This window comes from Microvirga aerilata (assembly GCF_016743775.1).
GTDB lineage: Bacteria > Pseudomonadota > Alphaproteobacteria > Rhizobiales > Beijerinckiaceae > Microvirga > Microvirga aerilata.
On record NZ_JAEQMY010000010.1, the window covers coordinates 21,462 to 47,220 of the forward strand.

14 protein-coding genes are annotated in these 25,759 nt (G+C 63.8%); 7 read left to right on the forward strand and 7 right to left on the reverse strand.

From position 1 onward, the window contains the following. Positions 1 to 180: 180 nt before the first annotated feature. Positions 181 to 3,027 (reverse strand): glycoside hydrolase family 2 protein, encoded by a 2,847-nt coding sequence (locus tag JKG68_RS09000; RefSeq protein ID WP_202058413.1) that lies wholly within the window; start codon positions 3,025 to 3,027, stop codon positions 181 to 183. 177 nt (positions 3,028 to 3,204) lie between these two features. Between JKG68_RS09000 and JKG68_RS09005 the strand changes: the two genes are divergently transcribed. From JKG68_RS09005 to JKG68_RS09015, 3 genes are all read left to right on the forward strand, one after another. Continuing rightward, on the forward strand, positions 3,205 to 4,341 hold the full coding sequence (locus tag JKG68_RS09005) for a LacI family DNA-binding transcriptional regulator (protein WP_202058415.1): 1,137 nt from the start codon (positions 3,205 to 3,207) through the stop codon (positions 4,339 to 4,341). Between the two features lie 941 nt (positions 4,342 to 5,282). Continuing rightward, positions 5,283 to 8,666, forward strand: coding sequence for a PAS domain-containing hybrid sensor histidine kinase/response regulator family protein (locus JKG68_RS09010; RefSeq protein WP_202058421.1), 3,384 nt, complete (start codon positions 5,283 to 5,285; stop codon positions 8,664 to 8,666). A gap of 268 nt (positions 8,667 to 8,934) precedes the next feature. After that, complete coding sequence (locus JKG68_RS09015; RefSeq protein WP_202058423.1) at positions 8,935 to 11,247, forward strand: PAS domain S-box protein; 2,313 nt, start codon at positions 8,935 to 8,937, stop codon at positions 11,245 to 11,247. Here JKG68_RS09015 and JKG68_RS09020 read toward each other — a convergent pair. The 5 genes from JKG68_RS09020 to JKG68_RS09040 all read right to left on the reverse strand — a co-directional run bounded on the left by JKG68_RS09020 (position 11,242) and on the right by JKG68_RS09040 (position 19,742). After that, entirely contained in the window at positions 11,242 to 13,272 is a 2,031-nt protein-coding gene (locus JKG68_RS09020) for a sensor histidine kinase (protein ID WP_202058431.1), read from the reverse strand. The two genes, JKG68_RS09015 and JKG68_RS09020, sit on opposite strands and share 6 nt — an antisense overlap. A gap of 254 nt (positions 13,273 to 13,526) precedes the next feature. After that, on the reverse strand, positions 13,527 to 15,173 hold the full coding sequence (locus tag JKG68_RS09025) for an ArnT family glycosyltransferase (protein WP_210346276.1): 1,647 nt from the start codon (positions 15,171 to 15,173) through the stop codon (positions 13,527 to 13,529). 51 nt (positions 15,174 to 15,224) lie between these two features. After that, positions 15,225 to 17,084, reverse strand: a complete 1,860-nt coding sequence (locus JKG68_RS09030) for an ABC transporter ATP-binding protein (RefSeq protein ID WP_202058440.1) — start codon at positions 17,082 to 17,084, stop codon at positions 15,225 to 15,227. A 4-nt stretch (positions 17,085 to 17,088) separates the two neighbouring features. Further along, positions 17,089 to 18,258 (reverse strand): glycoside hydrolase family 1 protein, encoded by a 1,170-nt coding sequence (locus JKG68_RS09035; protein WP_202058443.1) that lies wholly within the window; start codon positions 18,256 to 18,258, stop codon positions 17,089 to 17,091. Positions 18,259 to 18,749: 491 nt separating this feature from the next. After that, on the reverse strand, positions 18,750 to 19,742 hold the full coding sequence (locus tag JKG68_RS09040; protein ID WP_202058446.1) for a mechanosensitive ion channel family protein: 993 nt from the start codon (positions 19,740 to 19,742) through the stop codon (positions 18,750 to 18,752). A gap of 561 nt (positions 19,743 to 20,303) precedes the next feature. Between JKG68_RS09040 and JKG68_RS09045 the strand changes: the two genes are divergently transcribed. From JKG68_RS09045 to JKG68_RS09060, 4 genes are all read left to right on the forward strand, one after another. Continuing rightward, positions 20,304 to 20,477 (forward strand): hypothetical protein, encoded by a 174-nt coding sequence (locus JKG68_RS09045; RefSeq protein ID WP_202058448.1) that lies wholly within the window; start codon positions 20,304 to 20,306, stop codon positions 20,475 to 20,477. A gap of 100 nt (positions 20,478 to 20,577) precedes the next feature. Further along, entirely contained in the window at positions 20,578 to 22,434 is a 1,857-nt protein-coding gene (locus JKG68_RS09050) for a PAS domain S-box protein (RefSeq protein WP_202058450.1), read from the forward strand. 24 nt (positions 22,435 to 22,458) lie between these two features. Continuing rightward, entirely contained in the window at positions 22,459 to 22,842 is a 384-nt protein-coding gene (locus JKG68_RS09055) for a sensor histidine kinase (RefSeq protein ID WP_202058452.1), read from the forward strand. Between the two features lie 198 nt (positions 22,843 to 23,040). Next, positions 23,041 to 23,796, forward strand: coding sequence for a HugZ family pyridoxamine 5'-phosphate oxidase (locus tag JKG68_RS09060; protein ID WP_202058454.1), 756 nt, complete (start codon positions 23,041 to 23,043; stop codon positions 23,794 to 23,796). Between the two features lie 8 nt (positions 23,797 to 23,804). Here the strand turns inward: JKG68_RS09060 and JKG68_RS09065 are convergent, their stop codons facing one another. Further along, a complete protein-coding gene (locus JKG68_RS09065; protein WP_246515250.1) occupies positions 23,805 to 25,568 on the reverse strand; it encodes an adenylate/guanylate cyclase domain-containing protein in 1,764 nt (587 codons plus the stop codon). Between the last annotated feature and the right edge of the window lie 191 nt (positions 25,569 to 25,759).

Sequence of the window (25,759 nt, forward strand, 5' to 3'; positions counted from 1 at the left end):
AAAACGCCCCGGTTTTCGGAACCGGGGCGTTTTCGTCCTGGAGTAATCCTCACGCGAGTGTTTCTCCGCGCCGGTTTTTCCGTTCATCTAGAGCTGCCTCCTTTGACATGGAAGCAGCTCCCTTCTTGGCTGTGCCGCATCTTTCAACGGTGAAACGGATCGACTTCACCTGAAAATGCTCTAGCGGGTCAGGGTAGTCCGCAACAGCGCGTCCACGAGGTAAGATGCAACCGGGTCGAAGCCGGGCGCATCCGTCCTTACACGGAACGTGCTCATCACCATCTTGCCTTTGCCGAACGGCCGCTCGCCGATCAGGGCTGCGGGCTTGTGGCCCCAGCCGACGAATACACCGGCATGAACGCGGGACTCGAGCTCCCAAGGCCGAAAGCCGGTCAGCACGTGGTGCGGCAGAACCCGCTCGAAGGCGAGGTCCAGCATCGGGCCGCCCGGAAACCGGGCGAAGGCGGCATGGCGGCGGAGCCAATTGAAGCTGGTAATCCAATCGCCGCGCCACATGGTGCCGTTGCGCTGGTGAATGCCGATGGTCGGGAAGCGGCGGTCCATATCGGACAGACCCGTACCCGAAGCGCGACGGCGCGCACGGGTGGTGCTGCCGCCGTCCGTCGACGGGTCGGCATCATCGTGCATGTAGGGGGGCTGCATCGGCGGCTCGTCGCGGCGGATAAACTTCTGATCCGGGTCATCGCCTGCGAACATAAGGTACCGTCCGCCCCGACGGATGGCCTCCACATCCTCGGCATCGACGGAACGCACGACGACGACATCGGCTTCACCGGCGCTGGAGGCAGCGGAATAGCCCAAACCCGTGAGGTGGCCGAGGATCTCCTCGTGCACGGACCAAACGCGTAGCGATGCGTCCACCTTCAGGCGCGGGTAAGCCGATACCTCAAGGCTGTTGCGGGCAAGCTCAGCGCCGGAAGCGTCAAGCAGGGTGAACGCAAACACGAGCTGAGCCGGTGCAGAGAGCTCGGGAGCGGCGATGATGATCTTATCGAGCACCTGCACCGACATCGATTCGGCCGCCTTGACGGCCAAGCGCCCGCTGTCCGAGTGTTCTTCCAGCGACCATTCGAGGGTGCAGCCCTCCGGCAGCACCACCATGCCCGCGGCGATGGATGGGGCGATCTCGATGGTCTCTCCGCACCAATATGCCCAGCGCTCCACCTTCGGAACGATGACCAGATCGGTGTTGACCTCTGCAAAGCGCTCCTGGAATACGCGCGGGTTGCGGCGCATATCCATGAGGCCGTTCGCTTCCCAATGCACGTCCGTCAGCTCGGTCAGCACGTAGCCGCTGATCGACGAGTACGAGCGCATAGACTCGATCTCGTATTTCAGATTGGTGAACTGGTGCCACTGGGTGGCGTCGACAAATTTCTCGAAATTGCCGAAGACCCGATCGAGCCGGAGGACGTTGAAGCGCTCCTTGAGCCCATGCGGGTAGGCCGCGCCGTCGCCCCAGCTCTGGCCCGTCTCCATCCACCACGGTTCGGAGCCATCCTCGTTCATCAACTTGTTCGGATGCGGCAGGCCCCACACGCCGAACTCGGAAACGAGAAGCGGCTCCTTGCCGGTCTGCTGGCTATCGCCATGGTTGCTGTAGGTCCATGGGGCGGCGTTGGCGAATTCCTCCGTGAGGGCATCCCACTCCGCGCGGCGCTCCGGCAGGCAGCGGTAGTAATGGTAGTCGTTGACGTCGCTCTTCACGTGGAAGTTCGGTTGGCAGGGCGAGTTGTCAACCACGAGGCGGGTCGGATCGAGGGCCTTCATCCAGTCATACATGTCGGCAAGCCAGCGACGGTGATCTTCGTCTTCGGGAAGCTGGGTGCCCCAATCCTCATTGATGATCGTCCATGCAATAATGGACGGATGGTTGAAGTCGCGTTCGAGGATGCCTTTGAGGGTTTCCTTCGCCCGCTCGCCAGCCGCCGGAGTGAAGTGGTCGAAGTTCGGCAGCTCGGTCCACACGAGCATGCCGAGGCGATCCGCCACCTCATAGTAGCGCGGATCCGGCACCTTGATGTGGATGCGCAGGCAGTTGAGGCCGAAGCTCTTCGCCTTGAGAAGCTGGTCCTCCAGGAATTCAAGCGACGGCGGGGTGCAGATCCCGTCTGGATAGTAGTCCTGATCGAGGGCGCCGCGCAGATAGAGCGGCTTGCCGTTGAGAAGGATGCGACCGTCCTTGGCCGCGATCGTTCTAAAGCCGAAGCTGTCGCTCCAGCTGTCGAGAACGTCTTCCCGCTTGCCGAGTTGCAAATGGAGCCGGTAGAGATTCGGCTCATCCGGAGACCATGCTGCCGGAGCGTCGATGCGGAAAGCCATCTCCGTCTCGGATTGGCCGGCAACTGCGCTCTTAGCCTGAGCGGCAACCGTGCCGTTCGGAGCATATACTGTGGCGGTAAGATCCGCCTGGGGTGAACCTGCGAGCGAGACGCGCACGCGCACGTTGCCCGTCGCGAGATCCGACGTGATGGCGCCTCGGGTCACATGCTGCACGCTGCGGGCTTCCAAGCGCACGGATTGCCAGATGCCGCCGAGCGGACCGTACCAGCTTTGCTTGCCGTGCGGGACCTCCGGGAAGGGGGCATCGGGATAAAGATCGGCCTCACTGGAGGGCAGGGTCACACGAACTTCAAGCTCATGTTCCCCCTGAAGGTCCGTACCGAGAACAAACTCGAAGGGCAAATAACCGCCCTCGTGGGTTCCGACCGGACGCCCATCCAGGCTGACCTCGGCCAGGTGATTGACAGCGCCAAAGCAGACGGCGATCTGGCGCCCGGCCCAGTCCTGCGGAAGCGTGAACCGCTTACGGTACAAAGCTGTTCCAGTGGCGTGCCGCATGTCGTCGAACAGCGCCTGCCACGGAGCGGGCACGCGGGCGACGCGCAGGGCGTCTTCGCCTTCAACCTGGAAATCCCAGGCGCCATCGAGGGAAAGGATTGCTCTTTGGCCGGCGGTCGGCCGCGCAGCCGTTTCCAGGGCGAAAGCTTTGTATACCAGGGTCATTGGGATAGCCTCGAAGGACATGGGGCGTTTGGGGTGGAGGAAGATGGGATCCGGCCAAACGAGGCAGGCGCAACCCACAACGGATCCTTGTACTTTTAGTTATTTTATTAGCAACGTAAAGACACATCTGAAACAGAGCCGACTAAAGTCGGTTCAACCCAGTACAGGTCGATTTTTATGGGCCGCCAGGACAAGAGCACGGTCAAGACGTTCCAGCGGCGCGCCACCATGAGCGATGTCGCCAAAAAGGCGGGGGTTTCCCAGGCGACCGTATCGCTGGTGATGAATGGGGTCGGTGGCGTTCGGATCTCCGCCACCACCCGATCCCGCGTTCTCAAGGCGGCGGAGGAGCTTGGGTATCAAGCAGGCAGGCGGGTGGTTGGCTCAGGCGCCTTGCGCTCCATCGGCATGCTCGTGGATGAGGTGTCGACCAGCCCTTTCGCGACGCCGCTTTTTGAGGGAGCCCGTGAGGTTGCCGCCCAGCACGGGTGCGTCCTGAACATCGTCATGACCCGCAGCGAGCGCTGGCTTGAGGAGGCCGCGCTCGATCTTCTGCTCGGACAGCCCACGGTCGGGATCATCTATGCGACGCTCTCCACGCGCTCGGTATCACCCCCGGACCGCCTGCGGCCGATCCCCACGGTTCTTTTGAACTGTCACTCGAATGATGGACATTACCCGTCCGTCGTGCCTGCCGACGTTCTCGGCGCTCGTACGGCGACCGAGGCGCTCCTGAAGGCCGGACATCAGCGGATTGCCTTCATCAACGGTGAACACTGGATGGAAGCTGCGCGCCACCGGGCGCAGGGTTACAAGCAAGCGCTGTCGAGTTGGGGAGCGCCTTTCGACCCTAAGCTGGTTCGCACCGGAAAATGGCTTCTCCGGGAGGCATATGAGCAGACGCAAGCCCTCATGGCCTTGGAGAAGCCGCCGACAGCGATTTTCTGCGCCAGCGACCGCATGGCGATCGGCTGTTACGAGGCCCTACGGGACATGGGAAAGCAGATCCCATTGGACGTATCGGTCGTTGGATATGACGACGACTGGATGGCTTTCCACCTCAGGCCCGAGTTGACCACGGTGCTTCTGCCGCATGAGGAGATGGGGCGCTGGGCAGCCGAGTATCTTCTCTCCCCTCCACCCAGCAATCCTTCCAAGGCCAAAATCTCCCCAGTGCAACTGGAATGCCCGCTCATTGAACGCCACTCGATTGGCATAATAAATGCTGCACCTGCATCGATTGGCGAGAAAAGCGCGTCCTCCATCAAAGCTCCGGAACCACGTCGAAGATCGTCGGTCAGATCACAAAGATGATAGGGCTTCGAGATGGTCACGAGCATCGGCATGCGGGTGCGGCGAGCTGCCTCGACGAACACGCCACCTTGCTGCCGAACAGCCTCAACGTGGCGCTCAGACACGGTCCGTTCAGCAGTATCCGCCTTGTTCTCCTGAACCTCGTTCATGGACAATCCCATATGAGGTGGGTGCGACGGCAGGGAGCGGGTATTTGGCGGAGGCCCCGACCATTTCACTCACGCGCCTTCCGGCGGCATAGCGTGCATCGTGCGTGCTGACCGGAACCTGATCCAACGTCTTGACAGGACAGTCCATCTCTGTCGCACGAAGCGGAATCTTAACCTATTCGCCTACATTCGTTCGAACCTTTGCATTAGGCGCAAAGATCATTGAACCCGCTTTCGTCAGGCATGCTGCAAGCTGTCTCGGGCATTCAGGCTGTTGACACTGACGTGGAGATGCCGCGCGGGAGCATGAACGGCTTTGAATTGGTTCGGCAAATTCGCGCCAAGCGGCAGGAGATTGGGGTGCTGATTGCCTCTGGGCGGGCGGCTCCAAAGCTAGGCGGTTCTCCGGACGGAGCTTTGTTCATCGGCAAGCCTGTTCACCGTGGAACGCTCGTCCGTCTGCTCAGGAGCCTTCTCGGTGCTAGAGGTGACCAGAGCAGTGGGCTTGCTCCTTGGCGGGACCGATGTGCCTGGCTCTTCGCCGAATAGGCGGTGCCGGCGTTGAGATCCCTTCAGGTGGTTCTAGATTGTATGCCCGTCACACCTTCGTTTCGCTCCCTTTGCACCCAATGGCATACCATACGCTTTATGAGGAATACCTCTGTCGATTACCCATGATCTTGGTCCACAACAAGGTTGGACCGGTTCAGGATGCCTGCTGGAGTTGGTCTGTTCGGCTTGATTCACGCCGGCGCGCTCGACCGGGCCTTTAAGCTGCCACCGAGGACCCCGATGGATACTAGCAAGAGCAGCCGGAGCCCCAGCGCTGCTGACCCTTTCCTGGATGACGGCGGAGAGATGGGCTCTCGCATGCGGGCGCACGACTGGAGCACGTCGCCTCTGGGCCAGCCGGAAACATGGCCGTGGACCCTGCGCACCCTCGTGCGCCTGATGCTCAACGCGAAGCAGCCGATGTTCATTGCCTGGGGGGCGGAACTCGCCTTCCTGTACAACGACGACTATGCTCCGATCTTCGGCGCCAAGCATCCCGGCGCCCTCGGCCGTCCCTTCGCCGAGGTCTGGTCCGACATCTGGGAGCAGATCGAACCGCTCGTGGACCAGACCCTGAACGGCCAGGCGAGCTGGCACGAGGATCTGCTGGTCCCGATGGAACGCCATGGCTACCGGGAGGATGCCTGGTTCAGCTTCTCCTACAGCCCGATATGGGACGACGACGGCAAGATTGCCGGCATGTTCTGCGCCGCGACGGAAACGACCGGCAAGGTCCTCGGCCAGCAGGCCCTGCGCCAGAGCGAGGAGCGCGCCAGGGGCGTTCTCGACGGCATGGACGAGGCCTTCGTGCTCCTCGACCGGGAGTTCCGCATCATCCGGATCAACCCGGCCGGTTTGCGGCTGGACACGCGGGCCGAGGCCGAGATCGTCGGGCGCGCGCACTGGGAGGTCTGGCCGAACACGGAGAACTCGCCGCTGGGCAGGCTGTACAGGAAGGCCATGACGGAGCGCGTGCCGGTCACGTTCGAGAACCTGTACGTGTGGCCTGACGGACGGGAGGCCTGGACCGAGGTCCGGGCCTATCCGGCTCCCGATGGCTTGGCGGTCTTCTACCGCGACGTTTCCGAACGCAAGCGCGCGGAGGCTCTGCTCCACGAGGCGGAGGACCACTACCGCCATACGGTCGAGCTGAATCCCCAGGTGACCTGGACCGCCCTGCCCGATGGCCAGCTCGACCGCGTTGCCGGCCGCTGGCAGGAGTGGACCGGCACCACGGGACTGGGCGAGACCTGGGCGCAGGCCATGCACCCGGAGGATCTGGAACCATCCCTGAAGGCGTGGGCGCACTCCGTTGCGACGGGCGAGCCTTACGACATCGAGCACCGGGCCAGGATGCAAACCGGCGAGTACCGCTGGATGCACTCCCGCGCTTCTCCAAGGCGCGGCGAAGACGGCCGGATCGTCAAGTGGTACGGCACCACGGAGGACATCTCGGAGCGGCGCGCCAGCCAGGACGCCCTGCTGGAGGAGACCCATGCCCTGGAGATCCTCAACACGGCCCTTGCGGCCGCCGCATCCGAACTCGACCTGGATCGGCTGGTGCAAAAGGTAACGGATGCGGGTGTCGAGCTCACCGGGGCCCAGTTCGGCGCATTCTTCTACAACGTGGAGAATCAGGCGGGCGAGAGCTACATGCTCTACGCGATCTCCGGCGTTCCGCGCGAGGCTTTCTCCAAGTTCCCGATGCCGCGCAACACCCATGTCTTCGCTCCCACATTCAACGGCGAGCGGATCGTCCGGTCGGACGACATCACCAAGGATCCCGCCTACGGACACTCGGAGCCGCACCGGGGCATGCCTCCGGGCCACCTGCCCGTCCGCAGCTATCTGGCCGTGCCGGTGACGTCGCGTTCGGGGGAGGTGATCGGCGGCCTGTTCTTCGGACATGCGCAGCCCGGCGTGTTCCACGCGCGTTCCGAACGATTGATCGTCGGGCTGGCCGCAGGAGCGGCGGTGGCCATCGACAACGCCCGCCTGTTCCAGAAAGCGCAGCGGGAGATCGAGGAGCGCCGGCGCGCCGAGGAGGCGCTGCGGCGCCTGAACGAGACCTTGGAAGCCGAGGTGGAGGAGCGGACCCGGGAAAGGGACCAGATCTGGCAGCTCAGCACGGACCTGATGGATGTGTGCCGGGCCGACGGAACCCTGCTGGCGATCAATCCGGCGTGGACCGCGATGCTCAGCTGGTCGGAGACGGAACTTCTGGCCAGCAACTTCCTGGGCCTCATCCATCCGGACGATGTGGAGGGTACGCTCGCGGAGCTTGCACGCCTCGACCAGGGTATACAGACGTTCCGGTTCGAGAACCGCTTTCGGGCGAAGGACGGCAGCTACCGCATGATCTCATGGACGGCCGTGCCGAAGGAGGGGTTGTTCTACGCCATCGGTCGCGACATCACGGCCGAGCGCGCTGCGGCCGAAACGTTGCGCGAGACGGAAGAGGCTCTGCGGCAGTCCCAGAAGATGGAAGCGGTGGGCCAGCTCACGGGCGGCATCGCTCACGACTTCAACAACCTCCTGACCGGGGTGATCGGCTCACTGGACATGCTGCGCACGCGTATCGCGCAGGGACGGACGGAGGCTGTCGAACGCTACATCACCGCGGCCACGACCTCAGCGAACCGCGCGGCCGCGCTGACGCATCGGCTGCTCGCCTTCGCACGCCGTCAGCCACTCGATCCCAGACCCGTTCAGGCGAACGCGCTCGTCGCCTCCCTGGAAGATCTGTTCCGGCGCACGGTGGGCGAGGCGGTCACGCTGGAGGTGGTGCTGGCGGGCGGTCTCTGGCCGACGCTGTGCGATCCCAACCAGCTGGAGAGCGCGCTTCTCAACCTCGTGATCAATGCCCGCGATGCCATGCCGGACGGCGGCAATCTGACGATCGAGACCTGCAACGCCCATCTCGACGATGCGTATGTTGCCGCTCAACGGGACGTGAAGCCAGGCCAATATGTCTGCATTTGCGTGACGGACACGGGAACAGGCATGGCGCAGGATGTGATTGAGCGGGCCTTCGATCCGTTCTTCACGACCAAGCCCATCGGGCAAGGCACCGGCCTTGGCCTTTCCATGGTGTATGGCTTTGCGCGGCAGTCGGAGGGGCACGCCAAGATCTACAGCGAGGTCGGGCAGGGAACCACGATCAAGATCTATCTGCCACGCTATCGTGGCGAAACGGAAGCGGAGATCGAAGCGGCGACATTGGCCGAGGCGCCGCGGGCCGAGTCCGGCGAGACGGTTCTGGTGGTCGAGGACGAGCCGGTGGTGCGCAGCCTGATCGTCGAGGTGCTGGAGGATCTCGGCTACCGGACCCTGGAGGCAGCGGACGGACCGGAAGGGCTCAGGATCCTGCAATCCAGGCGGCGCATCGATCTCCTGATCACGGATGTAGGCTTGCCGGGGCTGAATGGGCGCCAGCTCGCCGATGCGGCTCGGGAAGGACGCCGCGACCTCAAGATCCTCTTCATCACCGGCTACGCTGAGAACGCGACCTTGGCGGCGGGCTTCCTGGAGCCGGGAATGCAGATGATCACCAAGCCTTTTGCTGTGGACGCCCTAGCGCAGAAGATCCGGTCGATCATCAAAAGCGATGACGCCGGTGGTTGAGGTATCCGGCGAGCAGAACGGGAGCGCGTCATGACGGCTCATTGCCCAGGCAGGGCCTGAACCTATTTAGGCATCGAAACGCTTTTCCTCCAACCTTTCGTATTCCGCCGCCGATGCCGCTCATCTTGACTTTGACCGGGCTTTGCAACCCGGAGCAGGCTTCTTATGCCCTGCTTGATAGCCTGCCGGGCCGTTGCCAGGAAGGCAGGCGGGCCGTTCATCCTGTCTCGGGCCCGACCCGAGGAGCAGAAGCGTCGAAAGTGAACGCATGTTCGACCAGGTAACAACGCCCGGACTGTACTTCCTGGCCGGGGGCGGCGAAGCGGGAGCGGTCATGCGCTCCATGGATTGGTCGGCGTCTCCCCTCGGACAGCCGAGGAACTGGCCGCCGAGCTTGCGCACGGTCGTGAGCCTCCTGCTCAACTCCAAGTTCCCCATGTTCCTGGCGTGGGGGCCCGAACTGGGTTTTCTCTATAACGACGGGTATGCGGAGATCCTCGGGGCAAAGCACCCGCAGGCGATGGGCTGCCGCTTCGAGGCCATCTGGCCCGAGATCTGGCACAGCATCGAGCCGTATGTGAGCAAGGCCTTGGCCGGGGAGGCGACCTTCCATGAAGACCTGCCGCTGATCATGCGCCGCAAAGGCTTCGACGAACAGGTTTACTTCACCTTTTCCTATAGCCCCGTGCGCGATGAGACAGGCGGGATCGGCGGCATGTTCTGCGCCTGCACCGAGACCACCAAGGAGGTAGAGGCTCGTGCGGCCCTGAAGGCCGACAAGGAGTACCTGCAGCGCCTCTTCACCCAAGCCCCGGGGATCATGGCGATGGTCACCGGACCCGAGCACATCTTCCGGCTGGCGAATGCCTCCTATCTCGAACTCGTCGGCAGCCGCGATCTGATCGGCAAGACGGTGCGGGAGGCGCTTCCCGAGCTCGAGGGCCAGGATCTCCTCGAACTGCTCGACAGGGTATATGCGACAGGCGAGCCCTATGTCGGACGCGAGGTGCCGATGGTTCTTCAGCGCCGGCACGATGCCCCACCCGAGACCCGCTATGTCGATTTCGTCTACCAGCCCGTGATGGACGACCAGGGGCAGGTGACGGGCATCTTTGCCGAAGGACACGATGTCACTGACCGGAAGCGGGCGGAGATCGCCCTGCGGGAGAGCGAGGAGCGCTTTCGCACCGTGGCGGACAGTGCTCCGGCCCTGATCTGGATGAGCGACGAGACGGGCCGGATCGTTTTCGCCAACCGCCATTACGAGACGCTGTTCGGCAGCCCGGCCAGCAACGTCGAGGGTGAAGGATGGACCCAGGTTGTTCATCCGGAGGATCTCGAAAGCTTCCACGCGGCGTACCTGAATGCCCTCGAAAGGCGGGAGCCCGTCAGCGTCAATGTGCGGGTGAGGGATCGTGAAGGCCAGACCCGTTGGCTTCGCTGCGAGGGGGTTCCTCGTTTCGACAGAGACGGGCAGTTCCTCGGCTTTACAGGCTGCAACGTCGATATCTCCGAGTCCAAGCTTGCGGAAATTGCTCTGCGCCACAGTGAGGAACGCCTCTCCACGGCGCTCGATATCGCGGCGCTCGGCACCTTCGACTGGAACCTTCGCGACAACACGGTCACGGCCTCCGAACGCACCCGGGTCATCTTCGGCTTTGGCGAAGGCGAAGGAGGCAGTGCTGAGGATTACTTCGGCCGAATGGCGCCGGATGATTGCGAACGGGTGGCCAGCGAGATCGAGGCGACGCTTCGAGGCAACGGACGGCTGGACACGGAATACCGCATCCGTCTGCCCGATGGCTCAATCCGGCACGTCGCCAGCCTGAGCCAGCTCTACCGGGACGATCAGGGGCAACCGGATCGCGAGGTGGGGGTGTTCGAGGACGTGACAGAGCGAAAAGGGTGGGAGGAGCACCAGCGGCTCCTGATCAACGAACTCAATCATCGGGTCAAGAACACCCTTGCCACCGTCCAGGCCATTGCCGGGCAGAGCTTCCGCGGGATGAGCGGAGAAGCTGCCCTGAAGCTCAACAGCTTCAACGATCGTCTCTTTGCGCTGTCGCGCGCCCACGACGTGCTGACCCGCGAAAACTGGGAAGGGGCCGAGCTTCGCGAGATCATCATGGAGGTTCTCGAGCCCTATCATCGTCAGGCGGGCAAGCGCTTCGAGATCGATGGGCCTCGCCTTCGGCTAGCGCCCGGCATGGCGCTCGCATTGGCGATGGCACTCCACGAACTGGCAACCAATGCTGCAAAATATGGGGCGCTCTCCGTTTCGTCAGGCCGCGTCACGATCAAATGGACGACCGCCGGCAGCAGTCCGCCGCTCTTCATGCTGCGGTGGGAGGAGGAAGGCGGTCCCACCGTTGAACTGCCGACCCGCAGGGGCTTCGGCACACGGCTGATCGAGCGCATGCTGGCCAACGACTTGTCGGGCGAGGTCCGGCTTTCCTATGAACCCGCCGGGGTCACCTGCGTGGTGAAGGCTCCATTGATGAACCCTGCGGCCGATGCGCCGGAGCTGTCCAAAGCGACCCAGCAGGCAGAAACGAGCCGCCGGGTCAGCTATGGCTCATGATGCGGCAACGGAGGGCTGGGTTTCCTCGATCCGGTGGAGCGGAAAGGTGATGACGCACCGCAAACCGGCGGGCTCGAAGTTGAGCTTGATCTCACCGCCGAGTTCCTGAGCGAGACCGCGCTGGATCAATCGGGAGCCGAAGCCCTGCCGGGTTGGGGGAGAAACAACAGGACCGTTCGTCTCGACCCACTCGATCAGGAGATGTGGCAGTCCTTGGATCCGCACATTGACCCATTTGACCATCAGCCGACCTTGAGGCACCGACAGGGCGCCGTACTTCGCGGCATTCGTTGCCAGCTCATGGACTGCAAGCCCAAGAGCCAGGGTGGCCCTGGGCTCCAGAGACACCGGGCTTCCCCGAAGGGAGATCCGCTGGCGCATCGAGTCCTGGTAGAGCTCGAGCTCGTTGCTCAGGATGTCCTTCAGGGACGCTCCCACCCAATGGGTTTCGGTCAGCAGATCATGGGTCTTCGCCATTCCCCGGATGCGGGCATCGAAGGTCGTCCAGGCGCTTGCGGGATCGGCCGAGGAGCGGGCGGTCATGGCGGCGATCGATTGCACGGTCGCAAGGGTATTCTTGACCCGGTGGTTCAGCTCGTGAAGCAGCAGCTCCTGCTGCGCCTCGGCGGATTTGCGTATGGTGATATCCTGAGAGACGCCGATCAGACGGATACCGTCGGGGCGCTCGGCCGGCCGGCCCTGCACGTGGATCCAATGCAGGCTGCCGTCGGGCCAGAACACGCGGTACTCGACATCGAAGCCTGTCTTCTCCGCAATTGCCTGTGAAACGATCTGGCGGCGATGCTCCCGATCCTCGGGGTGGATGGATGAGATCAGATCCTCGTAGGAGAACGGCTCTTCGGGTCCGCGCCCGAAATTCGTCCTGCAGGATGCGGAGGCGATCAGCGAGCCTCCGGCCGGGTCATATTCCCAGGACCCGAGCTCGCCAGCTTCCAGGGCAAGCTGAAGACGCATTTCGCTGTCCCGGATCTGGGCTTCTCCCTGCCGTCGGTCCACACCCGCGGAGATCAGTGCCTCCTGAACCTGATCGACTTCGACCAGCCCTGTCGCGCGCGATTCGGGAATCCTTCCTGAGCCGAGCTCCTTGGCCGCCTTTCTCAGGTTCACGACAGGATCCGCAATACTCCTTGCGAGGACGACAGCGGCCAGGATCCCGCCGCCGGAAAGAGCGATCAGGGTGATGATCCATCCGAGCGAGCGCTGCATCGTGGCGGCAAAAGCGGATTGCGGGTAGCTGACAACGGCGACGATCCCGTATTCCGGAGAGCGGCTGAAGGCCGAGATCACGGGCGTGTTGTCCAGGGAGATCAGCGACAAAGCTCCTTCGGCCTGGGACGCCATGGCGTCCAGCAGGGACCTGGGAACCACCTGACCGATCTGACGCTCGATGTCACGCGAACGGGCAACCACCTTCCCGTCCCGATCGAGCATGGTGGCGATCCAGGAATCGGGAACCTGAAGTTCCCTGGTAAGGGCCTGGAGGGCGTCGGTGCCCATGCCGAGCCCCATGACGTAACGAACCTCCCCATTCTGGATGACCGGGTGCTCGATGACCAGCAGGGGCTGACCGGTGAAGGCCCCCTTGATCAGGCCCGAGAGCTCGACCTGCCTGGTGCGGGCAATCCGTTGGAAGGTTTCCCCTCTGGTGCTCCTGGGCAGGGGTGTGCCGTATGGCAGAGCCGTACTCAGCAGGCTTTGCCCATCGGGCGAGAACAAGCCGATCCAAGTGCTGCTGCCTTTCGTCACCTCAACCGCGCGCTCATGGAAGCGCGCCAGGTCTCCTTCGAGCAGGGATGCCGAGCTGGAGAGCACGCGAAGGATGATGCCGGCCTTGCCAACCTCCCGGTCCGCCCCGAGGGCGAGGGCGCGGGCGGTGTCGCGCAGGAGCACCTCCACGATCTGCTTTTCTGAAGAATAGGCAGTGTAAAGCCCCGCCGATCCGACCAGGGTGAGGGGAAGGGCAAGAGCCACAACGAGCCAGAGGAGCCGGGCGCGGATAGACATGACTGACGCGCGGCCCCCTCCAGGCTCCGGAAGATGCCTGAACGGCAACTCTGGATGAAATAGACTGTTTCCGGTGACAGAGGAAGCGACATGTGTCGTTTCCTGCTGACCCTTAGCCAAAGCATCGGACCCAAAAAGTGGACCCGGTTTTTGCGCACGATGCTCTAGGGCATGGCACCCAAAAGGAAGCCGTGGGCTGAAACTGAGGCCCCGTCGACCGAAGGCAAGCAAGGCTGGTTCAGGGGGCTGCGACCTTATTGCGCGGAACTCAGCCGGCTGTCCCTTGCCAGCTCGTACACTTCAGCCGGGGCGCCGCCGTTCATGACGAAACGCTCGAACGGGTACAGGTGGTGCAGGTGGTGCTGCTCATAGCGCCTGCGCAGCCGGTAGTCGCTTGCGAGCCTCTCAACGAGGATCGATTTCACGGCTGGATCGAGCTGGTGGAAGAAGATTCCGTCCTCCACCACGATGAAACGCGGCCTGGAGTCGAGCACCCGCTGCATCTCGACCTTCTGCTCGACCCACGGGCATCCGTCGCGTCCGGGATAGTCGCGGTGAGGCAGGCCCGTGAATGCGAAGCGCGTGGCGAGCTTTGCGCCTGTCACGTAGTAGACCAGCGGCTGAAAGCCGACGACGTAGAGGGAGTCGTCCGGACGCAGCTCGGGCTTGATGTCCGCCGCGATGCGCCGGGGCGTGTCGCCGGCAAAGCGCTCGCCGTGAACCACCCGGTCCCACAGGATGTAGCCGGTGTGGATCAGGGGCTCCTTTGCGATGGCAAAGAACGCGAGGCACGTCAGGGCCCCGATGATGCCCGTCCGCGTGCCCGATGCCAAAACGTTCGCCAGGACCGCCCGTCCGACCAGGAGGCCCGTGAGCAGGCTCAAAGACGGCAGGAACTGAAGAAAGTAATGGTCTGAAGCGATCCGCAGGAACACGATGCAGGCCATGATCGCAGCAACCCAGACCAGCAGGAACAGGCCGGCCCTTCGCTCCGCATCGCCGTAGGTCAGGCGCCCGAGAAGCAAGGCTGCAAGGATCGCCGAAAACCACAGGGGCGCTTGTTCCCACATGGCCCGCAGTGCTGGGTCGATCTCGAAGGGGCGGCTCAGGCCATAGAAAACCTGATGCGCCGTGATATTGGCCGCCACCCACGCGTCCAGGTGCCCTGTCAGCCAGTAGATGCCGACGACCCCGAGGGTGGGAACAAGGCTTGCGGCGACCAGAAGCGCCATGCCCGGCAGGATCGAACGGATATAGGCCAGGGTGGGCCACCTGCCCGGCATGGTGAGCAGCACGGTTCCTGCCATGATCGCAGCCATGTCGAAGACAACGGACTGCTTGATCTGAATGCCCACGCCCAGGACGAGGCCTGAGGCCATGAACGCCTTCCAGGACGGGAGGGCTCCACGGCGCATGGCGCGCAGCAGGATGAACAGCGCCAGGACCGCGCATGCATCGTGAAAGAGCTCGCCTTGCGCGGCCACACCCCCATTTGCCAGGGTGAAGACGATGAACGCCAGGCCCGCCACGATCCCGATCGTGTGATCCGCGTCGTCGAAAAGGTGGCCTGCTACCCGCCGGATCAGGTCGGCCGTCAGACCCACGACGAGGCAGGCGGCAAGGCGCGCAACCATCACCCCGTCGAAGGGCAGGGCCGTGAAGAGACCGAAGATCGAGAAAAGTCCGAAGGGCTTGAGATCGCAAACCGTCGTGAAGGGCAGATGCCCTCGCGACATCTCGGCTCCCATCAGGATGTAGAGGCTTTCGTCGTAGTTGTAGACCGAATAAACGAAGGAAAGCAGTCGCAGGATCAGCGCTGCGGCCACGAATCCGAGGGTCAATCGAAGGTCGTTGCCGTCATGCGCCCCATGACCAGCCGGGGAGGGGTGGGCATGAGGCATCGACGATGGCGGGCTCATGGATGGCGGGCTCATGGCCAAATCGCTTCCCCACTATGCGGCGTTCTCCGCCTCATCCACGGACAGGCCCTCCGCCTGGAGGCGCCACATGGTCTCGAACAGGCCGCCGCGCTGGCGCAGCTCGGTCGCGGTCCCGTCCTCCACGATCTGCCCGCCCTTCACCACGATGATGCGGTCGAAGGCCGTGAGCGTCGAGAGGCGGTGGGCCACGGCGATCACCGTGCGGCCGCGCATGAGGCGCACCAGGGACCGCTGGATCTCCATCTCGGATTCGGTGTCGAGCGCGGAGGTTGCCTCGTCCAGGATGATGATCGGCGCATCCTTCAAGAACGCCCGGGCGATGCCGATGCGCTGCCGCTGTCCGCCCGACAGCTTCATGCCGCGCTCGCCGACCAGTGTGTTGTAGCCATCGGGTGTTGCGCGGATGAAGGCGTCGCAGCAGGCGGCGCGGGCAGCGGCATACACCTCTTCGTCCGTGGCCTCCGGGCGGGCGAAGCGGATATTCTCCATGAGGGTGCGATGAAACAGCGTGATTTCCTGAGGCACAACGGCAAGCGCGGCGCGCAGGGAGTCCTGCTTCACCTCCGTCAAGGGCTGCCCGTCGATCAGAACCTCGCCCGAGTGGACGTCGTACAAGCGCTGCAGCAGATGAACCAGAGTGGACTTGCCGGCTCCCGATGGGCCGACGATTCCAACCTTCTGACCGGCCGGGATGCGCAGGTTCAGCCGATGCAGGGTATCGGAGCGATTGTCGCCATAGGAAAAGCGCACGTTCCGGAGTTCCACCGCGCCGCCCTTGGCGACAAGCTGTTTGGCGTTCGGCGCATCCACCACCGACTGCGGCTGCGCGATGACCTGCAGCGTATCCTCGATATAGCCCACGTACTGCGCGGTTTCGACGAGCGACAGGGCGAGATCCCGCGAGCTGTTGAGGATGCGGAAAGTCAGGGTCGAGACGACCACCACGTCGCCCGGCGTGATCTGGCCCACGCTCCACAGATGAACGGCCCATGACAGCATGCTGCCTGCCATGATCCAGAGGGCAATGTCGTGCAGGGCGCGCGCCTTCTCGAGGTAAAGCCAGCTGCGGCGCTGCGCGAAGGCCTCCTGACGGAACCCCTTGGCGAGACGATCCGCTTCGCGGGCGCGGGCCGAGAAGGATTTGACCGCCCACATGTTGGTGATCACATCCACCAGGTCGCCGGCGACGACGCCCGCATGGCCCGCATAGGTCCGGTGCAGCGGGCGCCCGCGTTCGCCGAACCAGATGAGCCCGCCCGTCACCGCCGTCACGATGACGGCAAGAACCAGCATCATGCGCCAGTCCACGGTGAGGAAGATGACCAGCGCGCCGATGAACTCGATGCAGGGAGGCAGGATGCGCCACACGATGGTGTTCGTTAACGCGCCGAAATTTCCTGCCGTCGCTGTCAGGCGTTGGCCGAGCGAGCCTGCGAGGTTGTCGGCGAAGTAGCGCATGGGCTGACCGTTCAGGTAGCTGAACAGGTCGAGACGCATGTCCACGCCGACGCTCAGGGTCGTCCGGCAGGCAAGCCAGCCCGTCACGCGCCACAGAACGCTCTCGCCGGCAATGAACGTCACGAACATGACGAGGGCCGACCAGACGGCCGCGCTCGCCTCGCGCGGACCCGCCATGCCGTCGACGAGAAGCTTCATCACGTACTGCACGGCCACGGCGCAGCCTGCCGCTCCGGCGACGGTCAGGAGCAGGGCCGCGAACTGCCAGCGCCTGCCGACGACATAGTGAAGAACGAACCGATAGGGTCCCTGGAGAAAGGCGGATGGTGCCGCTGCCGGCGGAGCCAGATGAGGGGCGTTCCGTTCGGGCGGGCGGCCCTTGGGGCCCACTGAAAGGCCATCATCCCTCCACATGGGCCTACTCCGCAGCAAGGGGCAGCGCAGAGGCTGCATCGAATGCCCGCAACTCTGCAAGAAGCGCCTGCTGGTGCCTCAATTCGCGGGCGAGGCGCGGGCAGACCGTGCGTTGACCTTTCGCATCCGGGACGGACAGGAGACCCACACGGCAGATCCTCTCGTTGTCCCATCCAGGATAGTCGGCGATCGGGTAGAGGCAGACCCCCTCGACGGGAACGCCGGCATCCAGAGCAGCGTGCACTTCCGAGCAGACATAATGGAGCCAGGCAGGCCTGCCGGACCCTTCCGCGCCGGTCTCGGCGATGAGGAGCGGACGACGGTAGCGCCCATGCGCCTCGGCCAGCATTTCGTGCAAGGATCTGTAGGCATGATGGCCCATGGGGATCGTCGTGCCGCCATGATACCATTGGTTGTCGGGATAGTAGTTGAGACCGACGATATCGAGGTATTCGGGCGCTCCCCCGATCTCGGGCTCCTTGGCGCCGGACAGGATGTCGAGGGCTTCGAACTGGGTCTGCCGGTAGGCGTGCGCTCTTCTGACGTGTTCCTCGTCTCCGAGCCCTGCCTCGACATGGATCAGCGGCTCCGCCGTGATGAAGCGGGCTCTCGGGTCAACGGCCCGGATGGCATCGATGGCCGCAATGGTGGCGCGCACCAGTTGACGCTTGAGCTCCACGCCGCGCCCGTGGGCGCACGGATTGAAGCGGCCCACCTCGCCACCGGCCCAGGCCCAGAACGACATCTCGTTGACCGGACAGTAGACGGGCACATCCTCACTTTCAGCCATGACGACGCGAGCGGCGGCTGCGGAGAACTGCGCGAAACGGTCGATGAAAGCAGGGGACCAGATGTCGAGGTCATCCGGCCATCCGTAGTGGCACAGATCCCAGATCACGCGGGTTCCGGCGGCATTCGCGGCCCGCAGCATCGGAAGAAAGCTGTCCCACTCGTAGCGGCTGGGCGCCGTTTCGATAAGATGCCAGCGCAGGCCGTCTCGGACGGCGCGGACCCCATGCTGCGAGAGAAGCCTGTAGTCCTTCCCGGCCAGCCGGTCGTGTCCTGTGCTTGCGAGGAGATCAAGCCTGCGGCCGTCACTGCGCCGGTGGCTCGAACATTCGAATCCGCCCAGAAAGAAGCTCCCGAATGCAGAAGCATTATCAAGTGAGATCATAAGCGTGATTGCTCCCACCCTGTACATCTGCGGATTCGCGACAGGGTAAATGGATGATCTTGACAGGACAGCCGTCAGCGGGAGGCCGGGCTACGCTGCATTCACGCACACAAACTTGCCTGGGGTGAAACCCGGCTACTAACAATGAGCTTGGCGCTTTGTTCCAGAACGAGATTGAGAACTTCCCGTGCTGCCATGCTCGTCTCAAGGAACACCCGGACAAAGAGCCGACCTGCCGTATTCTACCGGAATATGTCCTTAGTTCGGCATGCCGGTGCATTGGCCGGCGTGCATGTGCGGGAGACGCCTCACCAACAAAGGATGAAAGTGGTTAAGCCCGACGGATTACCGATAAATGTGGCGGCCTCCAGGGAATGTCGCGAGGCATCTGATGGCAGGAACGCACTTTCCCACGGCCATTGGAATGCTCCGGCAAGAGCCCGCCGATGGCCGCGCGGCAAAGCATGCACAATGCAGGGCGCCCGCCCCGATCAGGTGCGACGACGGGCGGGCCGAGCCATGCTCTCCGACAGTTCGCTCCCTGTCTCCTGCGCAACGGCGATCTCGTTCAGATGACGGGGAGCGGGTGGATTGCTTCCCGCAGGCCAGCCCTCCCGCTGCCGGCGACGATCCCCGTCCGCATCCTCTGTCTGATCGTGCAGGAGAACGATGCTGGTGGGAAACGGCAGGTCGATCCCGGCCTCTGACAGCGCCTTCTTCACGGCGCGGATCACGCGCCCCTGAACGTGAACCACCTCGGAGCGCTTCGAGTGGGTCCACCAGCGAACGCGAATATTGACCGTCGAGCCGGCCAGCTCCCAGGCGAAGGCCTCCGGCGACGGATCATCCGCCACGCCGTCGACGCCCCGGACAGCCTCGACGATGATCTCGCAGGCGAGGTCGATGTCGTCGCTGTATCCGATCCCCACATCGTATTGGCTGCGGCGCAGCGGAAATGCCGTGTTGACCGTGACGGCATCCGTATAGACCGCACTGTTCGGGATGATCACCCGCCGCCCGTCATAGGTCTTGATCAGCGTCGCCCGTGCTTCGATGTGCTCGACCGTGCCCTCATGCTTGCCTACGATGATCTGGTCGCCCTGCCGGAAGGGCTGGCGTAGCAGGATGAGGAGCCCGGCAAGCCAGTTCTGCAGGATATCCTTGAAGGCGAAGCCAATGGCGATGGAGCCGATGCCGAGGGTTGAAAGCAGGTCCGCCGGGCTGATCGACGGAAAAATGATGGTGGCGACGATCAGCAGGCCCAGCCCGATCACACCCCAGCGTGCGGCGCCCGCCAGCATCGTAGCGAGATCGGGGCGGCTGCGCTGCTTGAACACCCGAAGGACCGCGCGCCGCGCGCCGCTGGCGACAGCCAGGAACAGGACGAGGACGATAAGGGCGATGCCGAGATTGGGCAGAATCCACCAAAAGCCCTGAATGTAGCTCTCGATGCGATCGAAGGTGATCCTAGTGTCGGCGTCCAACGAGGCCTCCGCAGATGTGGCAATCGGAGCGAACGTGCCTCTGCCGGACCGGTTCCTTGCAAGCGACCAGCGGCCACAGGCGGCACGCCGGTGCCGCAAGGACTACGATGGGGGATCGGTCGCCTTCGCCACAGCCGGACAACACCGATGGTCATCCTTGCAACGCTTCGGGAAACCGGCTGACGTTGCTGCGTCGGCATCTCGTAACGCTTGCTCGAGGAGGGATCGGCTGGCCGCCTGTTCGGCGCTTCGATCCGGGTCCAGGATAGTGTTGAGCCCGTTCCGGACCGCAGCGTTCAAGGATTGGTCGCAGCAGGCTCCGGGGCAGGACGCTACATTGCCCTACGGGAATATTCCGTATGCCCCTACACCTTTGGCTGACGCAGGCGGGCTGTCGACACGAGACCCTGCATCCTGCCCGGAGCAGCCTCCCGGTGGGTCAGCCTGGGGCATCTAGCCGAAAGGCGGCTTCATTGATGAGCCTTCCTGCTTGATCGCACGCTTATTCGGCTTATGTGTGCCTGTTATAACCTAATATGTGCGTGACGCACAGGGGAACACATGCCTACAGCCTCCAAGAGCCTCGATGGTTCCTCGATCCCGACATTCACCTTCTCCATCGGCTCGCAGATCAAGCCGGGCGATGCTGCGGCATCCGTGGCGTCAGCCGGGCTGCCCACGACAGGGGCGCTTGAGCGGCCGCAGACCAGGAACAGGCAAACGTCCGATGAATGATATTGCCGCTATGGGGACGGCAGTCCAACCTCAGAACCTTGATCGAGACATGGCTCCGAAAGCCGCAGGAAAGCTTCATTGGCCCAGGGGCGGAGGCGCAATGGGCGAGCGCATCCGCAATCACGATTGGGCGGCAACGCCGCTTGGACCCATCGATGCCTGGCCGCAGAGCCTGCGCACCCTGGTCGACCTCATGCTCAATGCGCGGCAGCCCATCTACATCGCCTGGGGGCCTGCGCTCACATCCCTCTACAACGACAGCTACATCCCCATCCTCGGCACCAAGCACCCTGACGCCCTCGGCAGGGCTTATGCCGAGCTGTTTGCGGAGATCTGGGACGAGTACCGCCCGCTTGTCGAGGCGACGATGGCGGGCGAGGCGCAGCACCTCATCGACCAGCCGGTTCCTCTCGTGGGTCGTCCCGGCCGCCCGATGAGCTGGTTCACGTTTTGCTGGACACCCGTTTGCGATGAGGAAGGTGAGATCGCAGGCTTCTACTGCGCAGCGACCGAAACAACCGAGAGGGTTCAAGCCGAGGAAGCCCTGCGCGAGAGCAAGGAGGAGGCGCTGCGCGAGAGCGAGATGCGCTACCGTGCGCTCTTCCAATCGATGGGCCAAGGCTTCTGCATCCTGCAGCTCATCCTCGACGAGCATGATAAGCCGGTCGATTACCGCTATATGGAAATCAACCGGGTCTTCGAGCAGCAGACCGGGATAAAAGGCGCGCTGGGCAGAACCATCCGCGAGCTGGTGCCTGACATCGAGCTGTTCTGGTTCGACATCTACGGCCATGTCGCACTCACCGGTGAGCCGGCGCGCTTCGTCAACCACGCCCCTTCCATGGGGCGTTGGTTCGACGTCTATGCCTTCCGCATCGGCCAGCCGCATGAGCGCCAGGTGGCCGTGCTCTTCAACGACATCTCCGATCGCAAGCGCGCGGAGGAAGCGCTGCGGGACAGCGAGGTGCGGCTCCGGCAGGTGCAGGAGGCGGCCAGGATCGGCAGCTTCGAGTTCGACCGGACGACCGGCAAGGCGACCGCTTCACCGGAGTATCTCGATCTGTATGGATTGCCTGCAGAGCGAGCCGAAACCTTCTCGTATGAGGAATGGATCGGCCTCCTGCATCCGGACGATCGGGCGCGCATCGAGTCCGAAACGCGAACTGCCGTTGCGGATCCTGCCTGCTTCCAGCTCGACTCCGAGTTCCGGATTAGACGCGCCGATACGGGTGAGGCGCGCTGGATCACGGCGCGGACCAAGCTCCTGCGCGACCCCGCGGGCCGCTTCCTGCGCTCCCTTGGCGCTCAGTGGGATGTGACCGCCGAAAAGACCGTCGAGGCAGCCCTGCGCGAGAGCGAAGAGCGCTATCGCTCCTTTATCGCGCACAGTTCGGAGGGTATCTGGCTCCTGGAGTTCAACCCTCCTCTCGACACATCCTTGTCCGTGGAAGAGCAGATCGACTTGGCCTATCGCAGCGGATGCTTTGTCGATTGCAACGATGCCATGGCCCGGATGTACGGGCTTGCCCGCGCCGAGGATCTGATCGGCAAGACCCTCGACTTTCCGCTGCCTGCCTCCGATCCCGAGGCAAGAGCATACCTCGCGCTGATCATCCGGTCCGGCTACAGCATCACGGGCGTGGAATCGGTCGAGCATGATGCCGACGGCAGCCGCAAATACTTCGCCAACAGCATGATCGGCGTCGTTGAACATCGTCAGCTGAAGCGCCTCTGGGGGATCCAGCGGGACATTACCGATCAGAAGGAGGCGGAAGAGCAGCGCACGCTCCTGATCAACGAGCTGAACCACCGGGTGAAGAACACCCTGGCCACCGTCCAGTCCATTACAAGCCAGACCCTGCGCAACGCGGAAACCGCAGCGGAGGCCAAGACGGCCATAGAGGGCCGCCTGTTCGCCCTGTCGCGGGCCCATGACGTCCTGACGCGGGAGAACTGAGAGGGGGCGGACCTCTACGAGATCGTGGAGCAGGCCGTCGCTCCCTATTCCAGCCGTGGGGAGGACCGTCTTCACCTGCAGGGACCGAAGGTTCGCCTGCCGCCCCGTACGGCCCTGTCGCTTGCGATGATGCTTCAGGAGCTGGCAACGAACGCCGTGAAGTACGGCGCCCTGTCCAATGCCACGGGAGAGATCAGGATCGCCTGGGAGGTGAAGCAGGCCGAGCCTTCAGGCTATCTCCATCTATGGTGGGAGGAAAGCGGAGGGCCACCCGTCCAGGCGCCTGCCCGCAAGGGCTTCGGCTCCCGGCTGATCGAGCGGAGCCTGGCCCACGATCTCAATGGAACGGTCCGCATGGAGTTCCGCACCGGAGGCGTGGTCTGCACCGTGGATGCGCCGCTCTCATGAGCTCAGAATGAGCTCTATCGGCGGCCCCTTGAGGATGGATGGCCGCCGGTCCATCTACGTCGTCGACCCGCCGTTCCTCGGCAACCGCTCCCGCAACGAGGACCGGAGCCTGAAGGCCGATCGGGTTGCGCGGTTCGAGGCCTTCGCGGGAAGCACCGCCGGGCCGCGTGCTACAAGACAAGGAGCAGATGAGGCCTCATGGCGAAAGATCCGGTCCTGCCCGTCGACGACGAGGCCCGCGGGCTTGCAAAAAAGCTGATGCGGACCGTGCGCTCCGGCGCCCTTGCCACCAACGATGCCGAAAGCGGCATCCCTTTCGCGAGCCTCGTGGCGGTCGGGTCCGATCTCGATGGGTCGCCCGTTCTCCTGACCTCGCAACTGTCGGTGCATACCCGGCTGATGGAGGCGGACCCGCGCTGCTCGCTGCTCCTGTCCGCCATCGGCAAGGGCGATCCGCTCGCCCACCCGCGCCTGACCCTGCTGGCCCGGGCGGAGCGGATCGAGCGCGGCTCCGAGCGGGACGGGCAGATCCGCCGCCGCTACCTGCTGCAGCATCCCAAGGCCGCGCTCTATGCGGACTTTCCCGACTTCGCCTTCTGGCGCCTTGCCGTCGCATCGGGCAGCCTCAATGGCGGCTTCGGGCGGGCCTACCGGATGACGGCGGAGGATCTGCTCACCGACATCTCCGGCTTCTTCGATTTTTACGATTTCGAGGCCGGCGCCATCGAGCACATGAACGCTGACCACGCCGATGCGGTGGCGCTCTATGCCGCCCGGCTCTGCGGTGCGCGGGAAGGGGCGTGGCAGCTGATCGGGATCGATCCCGAGGGAATCCAGATGGCGCTGGGCGACGAGATCCTGCGCTTGCCCTTCCCAAAGCCCCTGTCAGGCCCGCACGAAGTGCGCCCGATGCTCATCAAACTGGCGAACGAGGCTCGAAGCCGGGACGCGTGAAGCGGCGGTCACTCGGGAACGCCTGCGATCTGAAGCGCGTCGAGATAGCGCTGGGCAAAGGCCTGGTCGCGCCAGGGATTGATCTGCCGCTGCAGGCTCAGCGTATAGGTGGGAAAAGCCTCCATCAGGCGGCCGGCCGCCTTGCGTGCCTCGTCCAGTCGTCCAAGCCCTACGAGCGCTCCGATGACGACCCGGTAGGACGAGCCGTATCCTGGCATCTCGCGTAAGGCATCCTCGCCCCATTTCAGCGCGTCCTCGTAGTGTTGGAGCATGAGGTAGCACATGCCGATTCCCGAGAGCGCGATCCCTTTTTCGGGGTCCACGGGGCTGAGGCGCATCGCCTTGTGGAAATGATCGATGCCGACGAGGGGGCGGCTCGCGTGGGTGTTCACCCATCCGCTGCTCGTGTAGCTCTGGGCCGAGTTCGGGTTGAGATAAAGCGAGCGCTCGATGGCGCCCAGCGCCGCCTCGTATTCCTTCGCGCTGTAGGCGAGAACCTGCGCGGCAAACCGCAGGCTCGTCGGATCGTCGCGCGCCTCGGACATTACCTCGCGCGCCATGCGGATCGCCACGCGAATATCGTCCGGCTCGTGCCAGCACTGGCTCACCGAGATGCTGCGGATATAGGCGCCGAGCGCTTTGGCCAGGGTGAAGTTGGGATCGATGCTCAAGGCCTCGTTCGTCAGCTTGCGCACATCGGCAAAGCCCTCCTGGGTCATCTTGTAGAAGCAGGGCAGGGCGCGCAGGTACAGGTCGTAGGCGCTGACGTAGTCGGTCGGCTTGTTGTGAGCCTGCCGGATTTCCTCCAGCCGGATGCTGGGCTCGACCGCGCCCACGACGCTCTCCGTGATCCGGTCCTGCAATTCGAAGATGTCGTTCATGTCCCCGTCGAAGCGGTCGGCCCAGACATGGTGCCCGGTGATCGCATCGATCAGCTGGCCGACGATGCGAACCCGCGTGCCCGCCTTCCGGATGCTCCCTTCCAGAACGTATTGCACGCCCAGCTCGCGGGAGACCTGGCGCACGTCGACGGCCCGCCCCTTGTAGGTGAAGGAGGAGTTTCGAGCGATCACGAAGAAGGACTTCACCCGGCTCAGACCCGTGATGATGTCCTCCACCAGACCATCCGCGAAATACTCCTGCTGCGGGTCTCCGCTCAGGTTCGTGAAAGGGAGAACCGCGATCGAGGGCTTGTCGGGAAGCGGCAGGGGCTTGGCGTATTCCGGGAGCGCCGGTGCGAGGGATCTCGTCTTGAGGGCGTAAGCCCTGACCGGCTCTTCCATGTTCTTCACCTTCTGCGGCCCCATATCGCTGAATGCGAAGGGCAGGAGCTTGCGCACGGAATGATAGGCCGCCTCCGAGACGCAGATGCAGCCGGGATGGGCGAGCTCCTGCAGACGGGCGGCGACGTTGACGCCGTCGCCGAGAAGATCGCCGCCCTGAACCGCCACGTCGCCCACATGCACGCCGATGCGGAACTGGAGGCGTCGGCCCTCCGGCGCATGATCGAGCTGCTCCTGGATTTCGACAGCGCATTGGATCGCGTCGACGGCGCTGGGGAACTCGGCCAGGATGCTGTCGCCGGCTGTGTTGGCGATGCGGCCCCCATGCTCGCCGATGAGGCCGTCCATGATCGCGCGATGGGCCGCGAGGGTACGAAGCGTCCCAACCTCGTCGGCCTCCATGAGCCGCGAGTAGCCTGCCACGTCGGCGGCAAAGAGAGCCGCCAGCCGCCGCTCGACCTTCTGCTTCTGCGGGCTCATCGGATTCATGGGATCCTCAGCCAACCGCTTGAGCCCCCATACTGCTGCCGATCGGAGGGGTAGTCCAGCCTGCTATGACGCAAGGGAAAACTCGAAGGCGGGGCAGGAGGGTTACCGGGTAAGGTTCTGGTCATCCGGATGGGACACAATGGACCCTGGCCTTGATGCGTCCGTGACGGCATCGAGGCCAAGGATCGGGC